The sequence below is a fragment of the Pseudomonas syringae group sp. J254-4 genome, from assembly GCF_032586855.1.
Lineage (GTDB): Bacteria > Pseudomonadota > Gammaproteobacteria > Pseudomonadales > Pseudomonadaceae > Aquipseudomonas > Aquipseudomonas amygdali.
This window is the reverse complement of record NZ_JAWHOO010000001.1, coordinates 444806-460957: the sequence shown is the minus strand read 5'-3', so window position 1 is coordinate 460957 and position 16152 is coordinate 444806. Positions and strand designations below refer to the sequence as shown.

Annotated in this window: 11 protein-coding genes; 10 read left to right on the top strand and 1 reads right to left on the bottom strand. The window is 58.0% G+C overall.

Going from position 1 to position 16152, the window contains the following annotated elements; all coding sequences use genetic code 11:
- The first annotated feature begins 2 nt into the window (after positions 1-2).
- The 8 genes from sdhA to brnQ all read left to right on the top strand — a co-directional run bounded on the left by sdhA (position 3) and on the right by brnQ (position 12397).
- Positions 3-1775 carry a succinate dehydrogenase flavoprotein subunit gene (gene sdhA / locus RYB09_RS02170; protein ID WP_002552976.1) on the top strand — a complete coding sequence of 591 codons (1773 nt, stop codon included), beginning with the start codon at positions 3-5 and terminating at the stop codon, positions 1773-1775.
- A gap of 12 nt (positions 1776-1787) precedes the next feature.
- Positions 1788-2492: a succinate dehydrogenase iron-sulfur subunit gene (locus RYB09_RS02165; RefSeq protein ID WP_316887307.1), complete on the top strand. Its 705-nt coding sequence runs from the start codon at positions 1788-1790 to the stop codon at positions 2490-2492.
- 259 nt (positions 2493-2751) lie between these two features.
- Positions 2752-5583 (top strand): 2-oxoglutarate dehydrogenase E1 component, encoded by a 2832-nt coding sequence (locus tag RYB09_RS02160; RefSeq protein ID WP_058400463.1) that lies wholly within the window; start codon positions 2752-2754, stop codon positions 5581-5583.
- 41 nt (positions 5584-5624) lie between these two features.
- A complete protein-coding gene (odhB, locus tag RYB09_RS02155; protein ID WP_044323471.1) occupies positions 5625-6845 on the top strand; it encodes a 2-oxoglutarate dehydrogenase complex dihydrolipoyllysine-residue succinyltransferase in 1221 nt (406 codons plus the stop codon).
- 170 nt (positions 6846-7015) lie between these two features.
- The gene (gene lpdA, locus RYB09_RS02150) at positions 7016-8452 is read left to right on the top strand and encodes a dihydrolipoyl dehydrogenase (RefSeq protein ID WP_316887304.1); all 1437 of its coding nucleotides are present in this window, start codon (positions 7016-7018) and stop codon (positions 8450-8452) included.
- A gap of 208 nt (positions 8453-8660) precedes the next feature.
- Positions 8661-9827, top strand: coding sequence for an ADP-forming succinate--CoA ligase subunit beta (gene sucC, locus RYB09_RS02145; protein WP_003316561.1), 1167 nt, complete (start codon positions 8661-8663; stop codon positions 9825-9827).
- A complete protein-coding gene (sucD, locus tag RYB09_RS02140; RefSeq protein ID WP_003316562.1) occupies positions 9827-10708 on the top strand; it encodes a succinate--CoA ligase subunit alpha in 882 nt (293 codons plus the stop codon). The genes sucC and sucD overlap by 1 nt, the downstream gene beginning before the upstream one ends.
- A gap of 375 nt (positions 10709-11083) precedes the next feature.
- Positions 11084-12397 carry a branched-chain amino acid transport system II carrier protein gene (gene brnQ, locus RYB09_RS02135; protein WP_058409237.1) on the top strand — a complete coding sequence of 438 codons (1314 nt, stop codon included), beginning with the start codon at positions 11084-11086 and terminating at the stop codon, positions 12395-12397.
- A gap of 108 nt (positions 12398-12505) precedes the next feature.
- On the opposite strand, the gene RYB09_RS02130 is transcribed toward brnQ, so the two are convergent.
- Complete coding sequence (locus RYB09_RS02130; protein ID WP_002552985.1) at positions 12506-12766, bottom strand: lipoprotein; 261 nt, start codon at positions 12764-12766, stop codon at positions 12506-12508.
- 313 nt (positions 12767-13079) lie between these two features.
- Between RYB09_RS02130 and htpG the strand changes: the two genes are divergently transcribed.
- Together htpG and RYB09_RS02120 are read left to right on the top strand one after the other, a co-directional pair.
- Complete coding sequence (gene htpG, locus RYB09_RS02125) at positions 13080-14987, top strand: molecular chaperone HtpG (protein ID WP_058400466.1); 1908 nt, start codon at positions 13080-13082, stop codon at positions 14985-14987.
- Between the two features lie 90 nt (positions 14988-15077).
- Positions 15078-15806 carry a dienelactone hydrolase family protein gene (locus tag RYB09_RS02120; RefSeq protein ID WP_058400467.1) on the top strand — a complete coding sequence of 243 codons (729 nt, stop codon included), beginning with the start codon at positions 15078-15080 and terminating at the stop codon, positions 15804-15806.
- Positions 15807-16152 lie beyond the last annotated feature (346 nt).

Sequence of the window (16152 nt, the reverse complement as noted above, 5' to 3'; positions counted from 1 at the left end):
TCATGGCTAACATAAATTCGCTTTCCTTCGACGCCATCATCATTGGTGGTGGCGGTGCCGGTATGCGCGCTGCTCTGCAGCTCGCTCAGGGCGGTCACAAGACTGCCGTGGTCACCAAGGTGTTCCCGACACGCTCGCACACCGTTTCTGCCCAGGGTGGCATCACCTGCGCAATTGCCTCTGCCGATCCGAACGATGACTGGCGCTGGCACATGTACGATACCGTCAAGGGTTCCGACTACATCGGTGACCAGGACGCTATCGAATACATGTGTTCCGTAGGCCCTGAAGCTGTTTTCGAACTCGAGCACATGGGTCTGCCGTTCTCCCGTACCGAACAGGGTCGCATCTACCAGCGTCCGTTTGGCGGTCAGTCCAAGGACTTCGGCAAGGGCGGTCAGGCTGCACGTACCTGTGCTGCTGCCGACCGTACCGGTCACGCACTGCTGCACACCCTGTATCAGGCCAACCTCAAGGCTGGCACCGTATTCCTCAACGAATACTACGGCGTGGATCTGGTCAAGAATCAGGACGGTGCCTTTGTCGGCATCATCGCCATCTGCATTGAAACCGGCGAAACTTCCTACATCCGTGCCAACGCTACCGTGCTGGCAACCGGCGGTGCAGGTCGTATCTACTCTTCGACCACCAACGCCCTGATCAATACCGGTGACGGTATCGGTATGGCACTGCGCGCCGGTGTCCCGGTTCAGGACATCGAAATGTGGCAGTTTCACCCGACCGGCATTGCCGGTGCAGGTGTACTGGTCACCGAAGGCTGCCGTGGTGAAGGCGGTTACCTGATCAACAAGCACGGCGAGCGTTTCATGGAGCGTTATGCTCCTAACGCCAAGGACCTTGCAGGTCGTGACGTGGTTGCGCGCTCCATGGTCAAGGAAATCATTGCCGGCAACGGCTGTGGTCCGGATGGCGACCATGTAATGCTCAAGCTCGATCACCTGGGCGAAGAAGTGTTGCACAGCCGTTTGCCAGGCATTATGGAGTTGTCCAAGACCTTCGCTCACGTCGACCCTGCAACAGCGCCGATTCCGGTAGTTCCTACCTGCCATTACATGATGGGCGGCGTTGCCACCAACATTCATGGTCAGGCGATCACTCAGGACGCCGCCGGTGTCGATCAGATCATTCCGGGTCTGTTCGCGGTAGGTGAAGTGGCTTGCGTATCGGTTCACGGCGCAAACCGTCTGGGCGGCAACTCGTTGCTCGATCTGGTTGTGTTCGGTCGCGCTGCGGGTATCCACCTGGAGAAAGCGCTGAGCGAAGGTATCGACTACGCCCGTGCTTCCGAGTCCGACATCGATGCTGCGCTGGCACGCGTTGCCGGCCTGAACGAGCGCACTACCGGCGAAGACGTCGCCACGCTGCGTAAAGAGCTGCAAAGCTGCATGCAGAACTACTTCGGTGTATTCCGCACCGGCGAATACATGCAGAAGGGTATTGCTCAGCTGGCTGACCTGCGCGTGCGTATCGCCAACGTCAAGATCAACGACAAGAGCCAGGCATTCAATACCGCCCGTATCGAAGCGCTTGAACTGCAAAACCTGCTGGAAGTTGCCGAAGCCACGGCGATCGCCGCAGAGCATCGTAAAGAGTCCCGCGGCGCTCACGCCCGTGAAGACTTTGAAGATCGCGATGACGAGAACTGGTTGTGCCACACCCTGTATTTCCCGGGTGACAAGCGCGTGACCAAGCGTGCCGTGAACTTCTCGCCGAAGACTGTTCCGACTTTTGAACCTAAGATTCGGACTTATTAAGGGGTGACCGATATGTTGCAAGTCAGTGTTTATCGTTACAACCCTGAGCAGGACGCCGCGCCGTTCATGCAGGAGTTTCAGGTCGATACCGGTGGCAAGGACCTGATGGTGCTGGACGTGCTCGCCCTGGTCAAAGAACAGGATCAAGGCTTCTCTTACCGTCGTTCGTGCCGCGAAGGCGTGTGCGGTTCCGATGGCATGAACATCAATGGCAAGAACGGTCTGGCCTGCATCACGCCGCTGTCTGCCGTTGTCGCCAAGAACAAGCTGATCGTACGTCCGCTGCCTGGTTTGCCGGTCATTCGTGACCTGGTCGTCGATATGAGCATCTTCTACAAGCAGTACGAGAAGGTGAAGCCGTTCCTGCAGAATGACACGCCGGCTCCGGCCATCGAACGTCTGCAAACTCCGGAAGAGCGCGAAAAGCTCGATGGTCTGTTCGAGTGCATTCTGTGCGCTTGCTGCTCGACTTCCTGCCCGTCCTTCTGGTGGAACCCCGACAAGTTCCTGGGTCCTGCTGCGCTGCTGCAAGCCTACCGTTTCCTGGCTGACAGCCGTGACACCCGCACCAGTGAGCGTCTGGCTTCGCTTGATGATCCGTTCAGCGTATTCCGCTGCCGCGGCATCATGAACTGCGTCAACGTGTGCCCGAAAGGCCTTAACCCAACCAAGGCTATCGGTCACGTGCGCAACATGTTGTTGCAAAACGGCGTCTGATTCATCGTTTTATCTGTTACACCGTTGCACTGAAGTGGCTGCGGCGCAGGCTTCAACCGGCGCCGTAGTTTTAACCTGAGCAGTAGCTCGCAAAGCTGCCGCTCTTATTTTGAAGAAATGAGACCAGCAGGGGCATCCGGGCTGGTACCCGGACTATCTGCGTGATCCCTGGTGACTTGATACAGTCGCTGCACACGACTATTTCAGGATTGCTCTGGTGTCTTCGCCGGTGGTGTCCCCTTACCGAGGGTGACCAAGCATGCAAGAAAGCGTGATGCAGCGCATGTGGAACAGTGCCCACCTATCCGGTGGTAACGCTGCCTATGTGGAAGAGCTCTATGAGCTTTACCTGCACGACCCTAACGCTGTGCCAGAAGAATGGCGCACCTACTTTCAGAAGTTGCCAGCAGACGGCAGCTCTGCCACTGATGTATCGCACTCGACTATTCGCGATCATTTCGTGTTGCTGGCCAAAAACCAGCGCCGCGCTCAACCGGTGTCCGCCGGCAGTGTGAGCAGCGAACACGAGAAGAAGCAGGTTGAAGTGCTGCGACTGATCCAGGCGTATCGGATGCGTGGCCACCAGGCTGCTCAGCTCGATCCGTTGGGCCTTTGGCAGCGCCCTGCGCCTGCGGATCTGTCGATCAATCATTACGGCTTGACCAATGCCGATCTTGATACGACCTTCCGTGCCGGCGACCTGTTCATCGGCAAAGAGGAAGCGAGCCTACGCGAAATTCATGAAGCGTTGCAGCAGACATATTGTCGCACCATCGGCTCCGAGTTCACCCACATCGTGGATTCCGAGCAGCGCAACTGGTTCATGCAGCGTCTTGAGAGTGTTCGCGGTCGTCCAGCGTTCTCGGCTGATATCCAGAGCCATCTGCTCGAGCGTGTCACCGCAGCCGAAGGTCTAGAGAAGTACCTGGGTACCAAATATCCGGGTACCAAGCGCTTCGGTCTTGAAGGTGGCGAAAGCCTGATCCCGATGCTCGACGAGCTGATTCAGCGTTCCGGGTCCTATGGCACCAAGGAAGTCGTGATCGGTATGGCCCACCGCGGCCGTCTGAACGTACTGGTCAACACCTTCGGCAAGAACCCGCGCGACCTGTTCGACGAGTTCGAAGGCAAGAAAAAAGTGGAGCTGGGTTCCGGTGACGTCAAATACCACCAGGGCTTCTCTTCCAACGTCATGACCGCAGGCGGTGAGGTTCACCTTGCCATGGCATTCAACCCGTCTCACCTGGAGATCGTTTCTCCGGTGGTCGAGGGGTCGGTGCGTGCGCGTCAGGATCGTCGCAACGATCCGAATGGCGACAAGGTTCTGCCGATTTCCCTCCACGGCGACGCGGCCTTTGCAGGTCAGGGCGTGGTCATGGAAACCTTCCAGATGTCGCAGACTCGCGGCTTCAAGACGGGCGGCACGATCCACATCGTCATCAACAACCAAGTGGGCTTCACCATCAGCAACCCGCTGGACTCGCGTTCGACCGAGTACGCCACCGACGTTGCCAAGATGATCCAGGCGCCGATCCTCCATGTAAATGGTGATGATCCGGAAGCCGTGATGTTCGTGACCCAGCTGGCGATCGATTACCGCATGCAGTTCAAGCGCGATATCGTGATCGATCTCGTCTGCTACCGTCGCCGCGGTCACAACGAAGCTGACGAGCCTAGCGGCACTCAGCCTCTGATGTATCAGCAGATCACCAAGCAGCGCACCACCCGTGAGCTGTATGCCGAGCATCTGATCAAGACCGGCATTCTCGATGAGGCACGTGTTCAGGCCAAGGTCGATGATTACCGCAGCGCGCTGGACAATGGTCTGCACGTAGTGAAAAGCCTGGTCAAGGAGCCGAACAAGGAATTGTTCGTCGACTGGCGCCCGTACCTGGGCCACGCCTGGACTGCGCGTCACGACACTCGCTTCGATCTCAAGACCCTGCAGGAACTGTCCGCCAAGCTGATGGAGCTGCCGGAAGGCTTCGTCGTGCAGCGTCAGGTTCAGAAGATTTACGAAGACCGTCAGAAGATGCAGGCCGGTGGCTTGCCGATCAACTGGGGTTACGCCGAAACCATGGCATACGCCACGCTGGCGTTCGAAGGTCACCCGATCCGTATGACAGGGCAGGACATCGGTCGCGGTACGTTCTCGCACCGCCACGCCGTACTGCACAACCAGAAAGACGCCGGGACCTATATCCCGCTGCAGAATCTGTACTCCGGTCAGCCGCGTTTCGACCTGTATGACTCGTTCCTGTCGGAAGAGGCCGTGCTGGCATTCGAATACGGTTACTCGACCACCCAGCCGGATGCACTGGTTATCTGGGAAGCGCAGTTCGGCGACTTCGCCAACGGTGCCCAGGTGGTTGTCGACCAGTTCATCACCAGCGGTGAACACAAGTGGGGTCGTCTGTGCGGTCTGACCATGCTGTTGCCTCACGGCTACGAAGGGCAGGGGCCAGAGCACTCGTCGGCACGTCTTGAGCGTTACCTGCAATTGTGTGCCGAGCACAACATTCAGGTGTGCGTACCAACGACTCCGGCGCAGATCTACCATTTGCTGCGTCGTCAGGTCATCCGCCCGCTGCGCAAGCCGCTGATCGTGCTGACTCCCAAGTCGTTGCTGCGTCACAAACTGGCTGTTTCGACCCTGGAAGATCTGGCCGAAGGCTCGTTCCAGACCGTCATTCCGGAAATCGATACCCTCGATCCGGCCAAGGTCACGCGTCTGGTGCTGTGCAGCGGCAAGGTTTACTACGACCTGCTGGAAAAACGCCGTGCCGAAGGGCGTGAAGACATCGCCATCGTTCGTCTCGAGCAGCTGTACCCGTTCCCTGAAGACGACCTGATGGAAACCATCGCGCCGTACACCAACCTGCAGCATGTGGTCTGGTGTCAGGAAGAACCGATGAACCAGGGTGCCTGGTACAGCAGTCAGCACCATCTGCGCCGCAGCATGGGCAACCACAAACGTGAACTCGTTCTCGAGTACGCCGGTCGTGACGCCTCTGCCGCTCCAGCCTGTGGTTACGCTTCGATGCACGCCGAGCAGCAGGAAAAACTGTTGCAAGATGCCTTCACTGTTTAACGCCTTCGAGCATTAGAAACCGAATTAAGGAATTACAGATAATGGCTATCGAGATCAAAGCCCCCTCTTTCCCGGAATCCGTTGCCGATGGCACCATTTCCAAGTGGTACAAAAAAGAGGGTGATGCGGTAAAACGGGACGAGATGCTGGTCGACATCGAGACTGACAAGGTTGTCCTGGAAGTATTGGCCGAAGCTGACGGCGTGATGGGCTCGATCACCAAGGAAGAGGGCGCTATCGTCCTCTCCAACGAAGTGCTTGGCACTTTGAATGATGGTGCCACGGCATCTGCTGCTCCAGCACCTGCTGCTGCGCCTGCCTCGGCACCTGCCGCTGCACCGGCTGCCGCTGGCGAAGAAGACCCGATTGCCGCGCCTGCTGCGCGTCAACTCGCTGAGGAAAACGGCATCAACCTGGCGAGCGTCAAGGGCACCGGTAAAGACGGCCGTATCACCAAGGAAGACGTGGTCGCTGCCGTTGAAGCGAAGAAATCCGCTCCAGCCGCTGCTCCTGCCGCCAAACCTGCTGCCGCTGCCGCACCGGTTGTCGCTGCTGGCGACCGTACCGAGAAGCGCGTGCCGATGACCCGTGTACGTGCAACCGTTGCCAAGCGTCTGGTCGAAGCCCAGTCGAACATGGCCATGCTGACCACGTTCAACGAAGTCGACATGACCGAAGTCATGGCACTGCGTTCGAAGTACAAGGACCTCTTCGAGAAGTCGCACAACGGCGTACGTCTGGGCTTCATGTCGTTCTTCGTCAAGGCTGCTACCGAGGCGCTGAAGCGCTTCCCGGCTGTCAACGCGTCGATCGACGGCTCCGACATCGTCTACCACGGCTACGCCGACGTCGGTGTTGCAGTGTCCAGCGACCGTGGTCTGGTTGTACCGGTTCTGCGTAACGCCGAGCACATGAGCCTGGCTGAAATTGAAGGCGGCATCGCCACCTTCGGCAAGAAGGCCCGTGATGGCAAACTGTCCATCGACGAGATGACCGGCGGCACCTTCACGATCACTAATGGTGGTACTTTCGGTTCGATGATGTCGACGCCGATCGTCAACCCGCCACAGGCTGCAATTCTGGGCATGCACAACATTCTTCAGCGCCCGATGGCAGTCAACGGTCAGGTAGTGATTCGTCCGATGATGTATCTGGCACTGTCGTACGATCACCGTTTGATTGACGGCAAGGAAGCGGTAACCTTCCTCGTGACCATCAAGAACCTGCTGGAAGATCCGGCTCGTCTGTTGCTGGATATCTGATGAGGCAGTCCTGGGTTGCACGCTTCGAGCTTCAAGTCAGAAGTGAAAAAGCGTGCAGCCGGGGCTGGTGTGTTTCACCTGATTAATAGGTCGCAAGTCGTTTTTGCCTGATCGCGGATCGACTTGCAGCTTGCAGCTAAAAGCTCGCAGCTAAAGAGGAACTCTTTGTTATGTCCCAGAAATTCGACGTGGTAGTGATTGGCGCAGGCCCTGGCGGTTATGTTGCCGCCATCAAGGCTGCGCAACTTGGTCTCAGGACTGCCTGCATCGAGAAGTACCAGGACAAGGAGGGCAAACTGGCCCTCGGTGGTACCTGCCTGAACGTGGGTTGCATTCCTTCCAAGGCGCTGCTCGACAGCTCCTGGAAGTTCTATGAAGCCAAGAACGGCTTCAGCGTGCACGGCATCTCGACATCTGAAGTGAGCATCGATGTGCCGGCCATGATCGGTCGCAAGTCGACTATCGTCAAAGGCCTGACCGGTGGCGTTGCCAGCCTGTTCAAAGCCAATGGCGTGACCACTCTGCAAGGCCACGGCAAACTGCTGGCTGGCAAGAAGGTCGAGCTGACGGCTGCCGACGGCACCGTTGAAATCATCGAAGCGGACCATGTGATTCTGGCTTCGGGCTCGCGTCCTATCGACATTCCGCCAGCTCCGGTTGATCAGAAAGTCATCGTCGACTCGACCGGTGCTCTGGAATTCCAACAGGTTCCACAGCGTCTGGGCGTCATCGGCGCTGGCGTGATCGGTCTGGAGCTGGGTTCTGTATGGGCTCGCCTTGGCGCCAAGGTCACTGTTCTGGAAGCACTGGACAAGTTCATTCCGGCGGCCGACGAAGCAGTTTCCAAGGAAGCGCTGAAAACCTTTACCAAGCAAGGTCTGGACATCAAGCTGGGCGCTCGCGTGACCGGCTCCAAGGTCGAAGGCGAAGAAGTGGTGGTCAGCTACACAGACGCCGCTGGCGAGCAGTCGATTACCTTTGATCGTCTGATTGTTGCCGTTGGCCGTCGTCCGGTTACCACTGACCTGCTGGCATCGGACAGCGGCGTTGATCTGGACGAGCGCGGTTTCATCTACGTTGATGACTACTGCACCACCAGCGTTCCTGGCGTATACGCCATCGGTGACGTGGTGCGTGGCCTGATGCTGGCACACAAGGCGTCGGAAGAAGGCATCATGGTTGTCGAGCGCATCAAGGGCCACAAGGCTCAGATGAACTACAACCTGATCCCGTCGGTTATCTATACCCACCCGGAAATCGCCTGGGTCGGCAAGACCGAGCAGACGCTCAAGGCCGAAGGCGTTGAAGTCAATGTCGGTACGTTCCCGTTCGCGGCCAGCGGCCGTGCCATGGCAGCCAACGACACCGGCGGCTTCGTCAAGATCATTGCCGATGCCAAGACTGACCGCGTACTGGGTGTTCACGTTATTGGTCCAAGCGCTGCCGAGCTGGTACAGCAGGGCGCAATCGCGATGGAATTCGGTAGCAGCGCAGAAGACATCGGCATGATGGTCTTCTCGCACCCGACCCTGTCCGAAGCGCTGCATGAAGCTGCACTGGCTGTGAATGGCGGCGCCATCCATATCCAGAATCGCAAGAAACGCTAAGACAACAAGAGAAACCACGGCGCAGTGCCCGTCGTTGGCCTTGCAAGCAGGGCTTACCGCGGAATCTGCGCCGGACTCGACCTCTCAGGCGGCTTCACGAGTGTCCCACGGCACTTGCGGAGTCCACCCGGAGTAGCGGTCACAGGTGGTGCGGCACGCCGACGTGCAGCACCGAATGCGCAGTACCTAAACGAAGACGGTAATAAGCATGAATCTTCACGAGTATCAGGGTAAGCAGCTGTTCGCTGAGTACGGCCTGCCAGTATCCAAGGGTTACGCGGTAGACACCCCGGAAGCAGCAGCAGAAGCCTGCGACAAGATCGGCGGAACCGAGTGGGTCGTCAAAGCCCAGGTTCACGCAGGTGGTCGCGGTAAAGCGGGCGGCGTAAAGCTGGTTCGCAGCAAGGAAGACGCTGCAGCGTTCGCCCAACAGTGGTTGGGCAAGCGCCTGGTGACTTACCAGACTGACGCCAATGGTCAGCCAGTGACCAAGATCCTGGTCGAATCGTGCACCGACATCGCCAAAGAGCTGTATCTGGGCGCTGTGGTCGATCGTTCCAGCCGTCGTATCGTGTTCATGGCTTCCACCGAAGGTGGCGTGGACATCGAGAAGATCGCTCACGACACTCCTGAAAAGATTCTCAAGGCCACGATTGACCCACTGGTCGGCGCTCAGCCGTTCCAGGGTCGCGATCTGGCATTCCAGCTGGGTCTGGAAGGCAAGCAGGTCACTCAGTTCGCCAAGATCTTCACCGGTCTGGCCAAGCTGTTCCAGGACCACGACCTGGCCCTGCTGGAAGTGAACCCGCTGGTGATCAAGGCTGACGGCGATCTGCACTGCCTGGACGCGAAGATCAACATCGATGCCAACGCCATGTACCGTCAGCCAAAGCTGAAGGGCTTCCACGATCCTTCGCAGGACGATCCTCGCGAAGCTCACGCTGCCAAGTTCGAACTGAACTACGTAGCGCTGGAAGGCAACATCGGTTGCATGGTCAACGGTGCTGGCCTGGCCATGGGTACCATGGACATCGTCAACCTGCATGGCGGCAAGCCTGCAAACTTCCTTGACGTTGGCGGCGGTGCCACCAAGGAGCGCGTTACCGAAGCGTTCAAGATCATCCTGTCCGACGCTAACGTCGCTGCAGTACTGGTCAACATCTTCGGCGGCATCGTTCGTTGCGACATGATTGCCGAAGGCATCATCGGTGCAGTGAAAGAAGTCGGCGTGAAAATCCCGGTTGTTGTTCGCCTTGAAGGTAACAACGCTGAACTGGGCGCTAAAGTACTGGCAGAAAGCGGTTTGAACATCATCGCTGCGACCAGCCTGACCGACGCTGCTCAACAAGTTGTCAAAGCCGCGGAGGGCAAGTAATGAGCGTCCTGATCAATAAAGACACCAAGGTTATCTGCCAGGGTTTCACTGGTTCGCAAGGTACCTTCCACTCCGAGCAAGCCATTGCCTACGGCACCAAAATGGTTGGCGGCGTGACTCCGGGCAAGGGCGGCACCACGCACCTGAACCTGCCAGTGTTCAACACTGTGAAAGAAGCCGTAGACACCACTGGCGCTACTGCCAGCGTCATCTACGTTCCGGCTCCTTTCTGCAAGGATTCCATCCTTGAAGCAGCGTTCGGCGGCATCAAGCTGATCGTCTGCATCACCGAAGGCATCCCGACCATCGACATGCTGGAAGCCAAGGTCAAGTGCGACGAGCTGGGTGTGGTCCTGATCGGCCCTAACTGCCCAGGCGTCATCACTCCGGGCGAGTGCAAGATCGGCATCATGCCAGGTCACATTCACTTGCCAGGCAAAGTAGGCATCGTGTCGCGTTCCGGCACCCTGACCTACGAAGCTGTGAAGCAGACCACTGACGCCGGTTTCGGTCAGTCCACCTGTGTAGGTATCGGTGGTGACCCGATCCCTGGTTCGAACTTCATCGATATCCTGAAACTGTTCCAGGAAGACCCGAAGACCGAGGCGATCGTCATGATCGGCGAGATCGGCGGTTCGGCTGAAGAAGAAGCCGCTGCCTACATCAAGGCGCACGTGACCAAGCCGGTTGTTTCCTACATCGCTGGTGTGACTGCTCCTCCGGGCAAGCGCATGGGCCATGCCGGTGCAATCATCTCTGGTGGTAAAGGTACTGCAGACGAGAAATTCGCTGCACTGCAGGACGCTGGTGTAAAAACCGTGCGCTCCCTGGCAGACATCGGCAAGGCCCTGGCCGAGCTGACTGGCTGGCCAACCAAGTAAGCTTCACTGTTTGCTGATCAGGTAAGCTCGCTTGCCTGATTCGAGCAATCGACAAAAGCCACCTTCGGGTGGCTTTTGTTTGGGCGTCTGAAAAGGTTCGAGGCTTACCGGGCCTGGTTCACCAGGACCTCTCATTGCCGGTATTTCCAACTGTCTGGCGGCGTTTTCATCCGCCAACAAACGGTGCGTCGTCGGCTGGCGCGCCCTGAGACAGTGCATTTTCGGTCGAAGTTGGCTACCCTGTCCGCCGTTTTTGCGTTGCCCTCACGAGGGGCGTTTCGCAAGGTACTGCCACGTCTTACGCCGACGGGCTGCGTCTGCCCCATTCATGGGTGACGTCCCATCCCTTATTTCGATTCCGTGTGGTCCCTCGTAATGAAAGTGTTGAAAGGCCAGGACATCCTGGCACTCGGTTTTATGACATTTGCCCTGTTTGTCGGGGCTGGCAATATCATCTTCCCACCTATTGTCGGCCTGCAGGCCGGGCCACATGTCTGGATGGCGGCGCTGGGCTTTCTGGTCACGGCGGTCGGGCTGCCGGTCGTTACGGTGATTGCTCTGGCCAGGGTAGGGGGAGCAATGGATGCCCTGAGCAGCCCGATCGGCAAGATTGCCGGCGGGGCGCTCGCCGCAGTCTGCTATCTGGCGGTCGGCCCGTTGTTTGCGACCCCGCGTACCGCGACGGTCTCGTTTGAAGTCGGCCTGGCACCTCTGACCGGTGACACTCCAGTCGCGTTGTTCCTCTACAGCCTGGTGTATTTTCTGGTGGTGTTCTGGGTTTCGCTGTACCCGGGGCGCTTGCTCGACACGGTCGGGCGCTTTCTGGCACCGCTCAAGATTATCGCCCTGGCAGTGTTGGGGATCGCGGCATTCGCATTACCCGCAGGCGGAATAGGCGAGGCTGAGCCCGCCTATGCCGCTGCGCCGTTTTCCCAGGGTTTCATCAATGGTTATCTGACCATGGACACCCTTGGGGCGCTGGTCTTCGGGATTGTCATCGTCAATGCCATCCGCTCTCGTGGTGTCGAGTCACCGCGTCTGATCACGCGCTACGCGATCATTGCCGGGCTCATTGCCGGTGTCGGGCTGGCGCTGGTGTATGTCAGCCTGTTTCGCCTGGGTTCCGGCAGCCATGCGGTCGCGGCAGGCGCAAGCAACGGCGCGGCGGTTCTGCATGCCTACGTGCAGCACACCTTCGGTTCATTGGGCAGCGGTTTTCTCGCCGTGCTGATTTCATTGGCGTGTCTGGTGACAGCGGTAGGCCTGACCTGTGCCTGTGCTGAGTACTTTGCCAAGGTGCTGCCGCTGTCCTACCGGACGTTGGTGATCATCCTGGCGGTGTTCTCGCTGCTGGTATCCAACCTGGGGCTGACCAAGCTGATCCAGTTTTCGATTCCGGTGCTCACCGCCATCTATCCACCGTGCATCGTGCTGGTGGCGCTGAGCTTCTGCAAAGGCCTCTGGCAGAGCCAGGGACGGGTTGTTGCACCGGTGATGCTGGTATCACTCATCTTTGGCCTGATCGATGCGCTGAAGGGTGCCGGTTTTACTGACTATCTACCGGGTGTTCTGACCAGTCTGCCGCTGAGTGATCAAGGCCTGGCGTGGCTGGTGCCCTCGGTAGTCACGCTGGCGGGCGCTGTGGCCGTTGACAGGCTCATGGGCAAGCGCAGCGAGGCGCTGGCTTGAAGTCGGTACACGATGCAATGTCGAACTGACGTCAGGTGTCAGGTAAGACAAGTTAAATGAAAAAGCCCGCTTTGAGCGGGCTTTTTTAGTTCTGTAAGCGTTTCAGCCTTACTTGGTGGCTGGCGCTGCTTCTGGCGCTTTGTTGGCGTTCTCATTGGTACGCTGCTGAGCGGCTTCAGCGTTCTTCTGAGCGGCTTCCTGGCTTTCCTTGGCCGCGTCATTCACTTTTTCCTGAGCCTTTTCCATCGACTCCTGGGACTGCTGAGCTGCCTTGTTGGCATCTTGCTGAGTGTTTTCGGACTTTTTGTCACAGGCGGCAAGGCCCAGGGTGGCAGAAAGCATCAAGGCATAGGCTAAAGATTTACGCATGGGGTGTTTCTCCTTATTGAGTGTTCACGAGGCTAAGAGCCTGCGCTCGTGAGTTAAGTTCCACCCGTGGTGACAATATTGAAAGCCGTTGTTTCGCGGTCGTTACAGGCCGATGGCGCTGTACCGATTGCGGACAGTTCTGGCCAGCACCCACCAACGCAATGCGTGTGTTATCCGGCGCATGAAACGCGTTCCGCGCATCATTGGCTCTTGAAATCCCCGACCCAGCCCCCACCTTGATGACTACCCGCTGTCACACAGGCTGCTGCCTGACCGTGACGGCTTATACCATCCAGATCGGAGTTTGATGATTATGAGTGTGGAAACTCAAAAGGAAACCCTGGGCTTCCAGACCGAGGTAAAGCAACTGCTGCACCTCATGATCCATTCGCTGTATTCCAACAAGGAAATTTTCCTTCGCGAATTGATCTCGAACGCGTCTGACGCGGTCGACAAATTGCGTTTTGAAGCGTTGTCCAAGCCGGAGCTGCTGGAAGGCGGCGCCGAGCTGAAGATTCGCGTGAGCTTCGACAAGGACGCGAAGACCGTTACCCTTGAAGACAACGGCATCGGTATGAGCCGTGAAGATGTGATCACCCATCTGGGGACCATCGCCAAGTCCGGCACCGCTGACTTCATGAAAAACCTGTCGGGCGACCAGAAGAAGGACTCGCACCTGATCGGTCAGTTCGGCGTGGGTTTCTACTCGGCATTCATCGTTGCCGATAAGGTCGAAGTGTTCAGCCGTCGTGCCGGTTCGCCGTCCAGTGAAGGTGTGCACTGGTCCTCCAAAGGTGAGGGCGAGTTTGAAGTTGCAAACGTCGACAAGGCCGAGCGCGGTACGCGTATCGTTCTGCACCTGAAAAGCGGTGAAGAGGAATTCGCTGACGGCTACCGTCTGCGTAACATCATCAAGAAGTACTCCGACCACATCGCTTTGCCCATCGAACTGCCCAAAGAGCAGGCTCCGGCAGCCGAGGGCGAGGAAGCACCGGCACCGGAGTGGGAAACCGTCAACCGCGCCAGCGCCCTCTGGACCCGTTCTCGCACCGAGGTGAAGGATGAGGAATATCAGGAGTTCTACAAACACGTCGCGCACGACTACGAGAACCCGCTGAGCTGGAGCCATAACAAGGTCGAAGGCAAGCTGGAGTACACGTCGCTGCTGTACGTGCCTGCGCGTGCTCCGTTTGATTTGTATCAGCGTGAAGCACCGCGCGGCCTGAAGCTCTATGTGCAGCGCGTCTTCGTCATGGATCAGGCCGAGTCGTTCCTGCCGCTGTACATGCGCTTCATCAAGGGTGTGGTCGACTCCAATGACCTGTCGCTGAACGTCTCCCGCGAAATCCTGCAGAAAGACCCGATCATCGACTCGATGAAGTCGGCGCTGACCAAGCGCGTGCTGGACATGCTCGAGAAACTGGCGAAGAACGAGCCCGAGCAGTACAAGGGCTTCTGGAAAAACTTCGGTCAGGTGCTCAAGGAAGGTCCGGCGGAAGACTTCGCCAACAAGGAAAAGATCGCCGGCTTGCTGCGCTTTGCATCGACCTCCGACGACAGCGGCGAGCAAAGTGTTTCTCTGGCCGATTACCTGGCGCGTGCCAAGGAAGGTCAGGACAAGATTTACTACCTCACTGGCGAATCCTACGCGCAGGTCAAGAACAGCCCGCACCTTGAAGTCTTCCGCAAGAAAGGCATCGAAGTGCTGCTGCTGACCGACCGTATCGACGAGTGGCTGATGAGCTACCTGAGCGATTTCGACGGCAAGGGCTTTGTGGATGTGGCGCGTGGCGACCTTGATCTGGGCAGTCTTGACTCCGAAGAGGACAAGAAGGCTCAGGAAGAGATCGCCAAGGACAAAGAGGGCCTGATCGAGCGCCTGAAAGCGGCGCTCGGTGAGTCTGTAAGCGAAGTGCGTGTTTCCCATCGTCTGACCGATTCACCTGCGATTCTGGCCATTGGCGAGCAGGACATGGGGCTGCAGATGCGTCAGATTCTGGAAGCCAGCGGTCAGAAGGTTCCGGACTCCAAGCCAATCTTCGAATTCAACCCGGCCCACCCGCTGATCGGCAAGCTTGATGCAGAGCAGAGCGAAGAACGCTTCGGCGATCTGTCGCACATCCTGTTCGATCAGGCGGCGCTGGCCGCCGGTGACAGCCTCAAGGATCCAGCCGCGTATGTGCGTCGTCTGAACAAGCTGTTGGTAGAACTGTCGGTTTGATAGCCGGTTGACAAGAAACCCGCCTCGGCGGGTTTTTTGTTTCAGTTCCCGCGACACGTTTTTCATCTCCCTAACGATCAGGAGTCAGTAATGAGCAGCAATATCGAAATTCGTTCTGTGGTCTATCAGATCGATGGCCAGACTTATGAAAGCCGTCTTGCCTACGACCCGAAAGCTAGCGCTGCACAGCCAGGCCTGTTGATGGCGCCTAACTGGATGGGTGTTAGCCAGGGTGCTGAAGACATCGCCAAAGCGGTCGCTGCGAAGGGTTATGTAGTGCTGCTGGCTGATCTTTACGGTCAGCAGATTCGCCCGAGTAACAATGACGAGGCGGGCGCTGCGATGACGCCGCTCAAGAATGATCGCGGTCTTCTGCGCAAGCGTATGCAGGCTGGCCTCGACCAGTTGTTGAGCCAGGCGGATGTGTCTCTGGACTCAAGCAAGATCGCAACATTCGGTTTCTGCTTCGGTGGCTGCTGCTCGCTGGAGCTCGCACGTACCGGAGCCGAGCTGAAGGCTGCCATTTCGTTCCACGGTACCCTGGACACGCCCAACCCGGCTGATGCGAAGAACATCAAGGGCTCGGTACTGGTTCTCCACGGTGCGTCGGACCCGCTGGTGCCAAAAGAGCAATTGCCTGCTTTCGAAGAGGAAATGAACGCCGCAGGTGTGGACTGGCAACTGCACAGTTACGGCGGGGCATTCCATTCCTTCACCGATCCGCACGCCAACGTGCCGGGCATGATGATGTACGACGCCAAAGTGTCGAGCCGTGCGTTCAAGTCGATGCATGATTTGCTGAAAGAAGTGTTCGGCTGAATGGATACCTATCGCGCCTAGGGCGTGCCGGAGAACACTATCGTGCCCACGCAGAGCGTGAGGAACGAGCGGTGTTCTGAAGATCCATCGTTCCTGCAGATGTACCGAAGAACACTATCGTGCCCATGCTCCGCGTGGGCATGCCGGTCTGGACGCTCTGCGTCCTCTTGCGACGCAGAGCGTCGTGAACTGCATTCCCACGCTGGAGCGTGAGGAACGAGCGGTGTTCTGAAGATCCATCGTTCCTGCAGGTACACCGCAGAGCATCATCGTGCCCATGCTCCGCGTGGGCATGCCGGTCTGGACGCTCTGCGTCCTCTTGCGACGCAGAGCGTCGTGAACTGCA

Bases quoted from the DNA above. Each gene is read 5' to 3' on its own strand.
- RYB09_RS02120 (WP_058400467.1), top strand. From the start codon at position 15,078: ATGAGCAGCAATATCGAAATTCGTTCTGTGGTCTATCAGATCGATGGC.
- odhB (WP_044323471.1), top strand. From the start codon at position 5,625: ATGGCTATCGAGATCAAAGCCCCCTCTTTCCCGGAATCCGTTGCCGAT.
- sdhA (WP_002552976.1), top strand. From the start codon at position 3: ATGGCTAACATAAATTCGCTTTCCTTCGACGCCATCATCATTGGTGGT.
- brnQ (WP_058409237.1), top strand. From the start codon at position 11,084: ATGAAAGTGTTGAAAGGCCAGGACATCCTGGCACTCGGTTTTATGACA.
- RYB09_RS02130 (WP_002552985.1), bottom strand. From the start codon at position 12,766: ATGCGTAAATCTTTAGCCTATGCCTTGATGCTTTCTGCCACCCTGGGC.
- sucC (WP_003316561.1), top strand. From the start codon at position 8,661: ATGAATCTTCACGAGTATCAGGGTAAGCAGCTGTTCGCTGAGTACGGC.
- RYB09_RS02160 (WP_058400463.1), top strand. From the start codon at position 2,752: ATGCAAGAAAGCGTGATGCAGCGCATGTGGAACAGTGCCCACCTATCC.
- RYB09_RS02165 (WP_316887307.1), top strand. From the start codon at position 1,788: ATGTTGCAAGTCAGTGTTTATCGTTACAACCCTGAGCAGGACGCCGCG.
- sucD (WP_003316562.1), top strand. From the start codon at position 9,827: ATGAGCGTCCTGATCAATAAAGACACCAAGGTTATCTGCCAGGGTTTC.
- lpdA (WP_316887304.1), top strand. From the start codon at position 7,016: ATGTCCCAGAAATTCGACGTGGTAGTGATTGGCGCAGGCCCTGGCGGT.
- htpG (WP_058400466.1), top strand. From the start codon at position 13,080: ATGAGTGTGGAAACTCAAAAGGAAACCCTGGGCTTCCAGACCGAGGTA.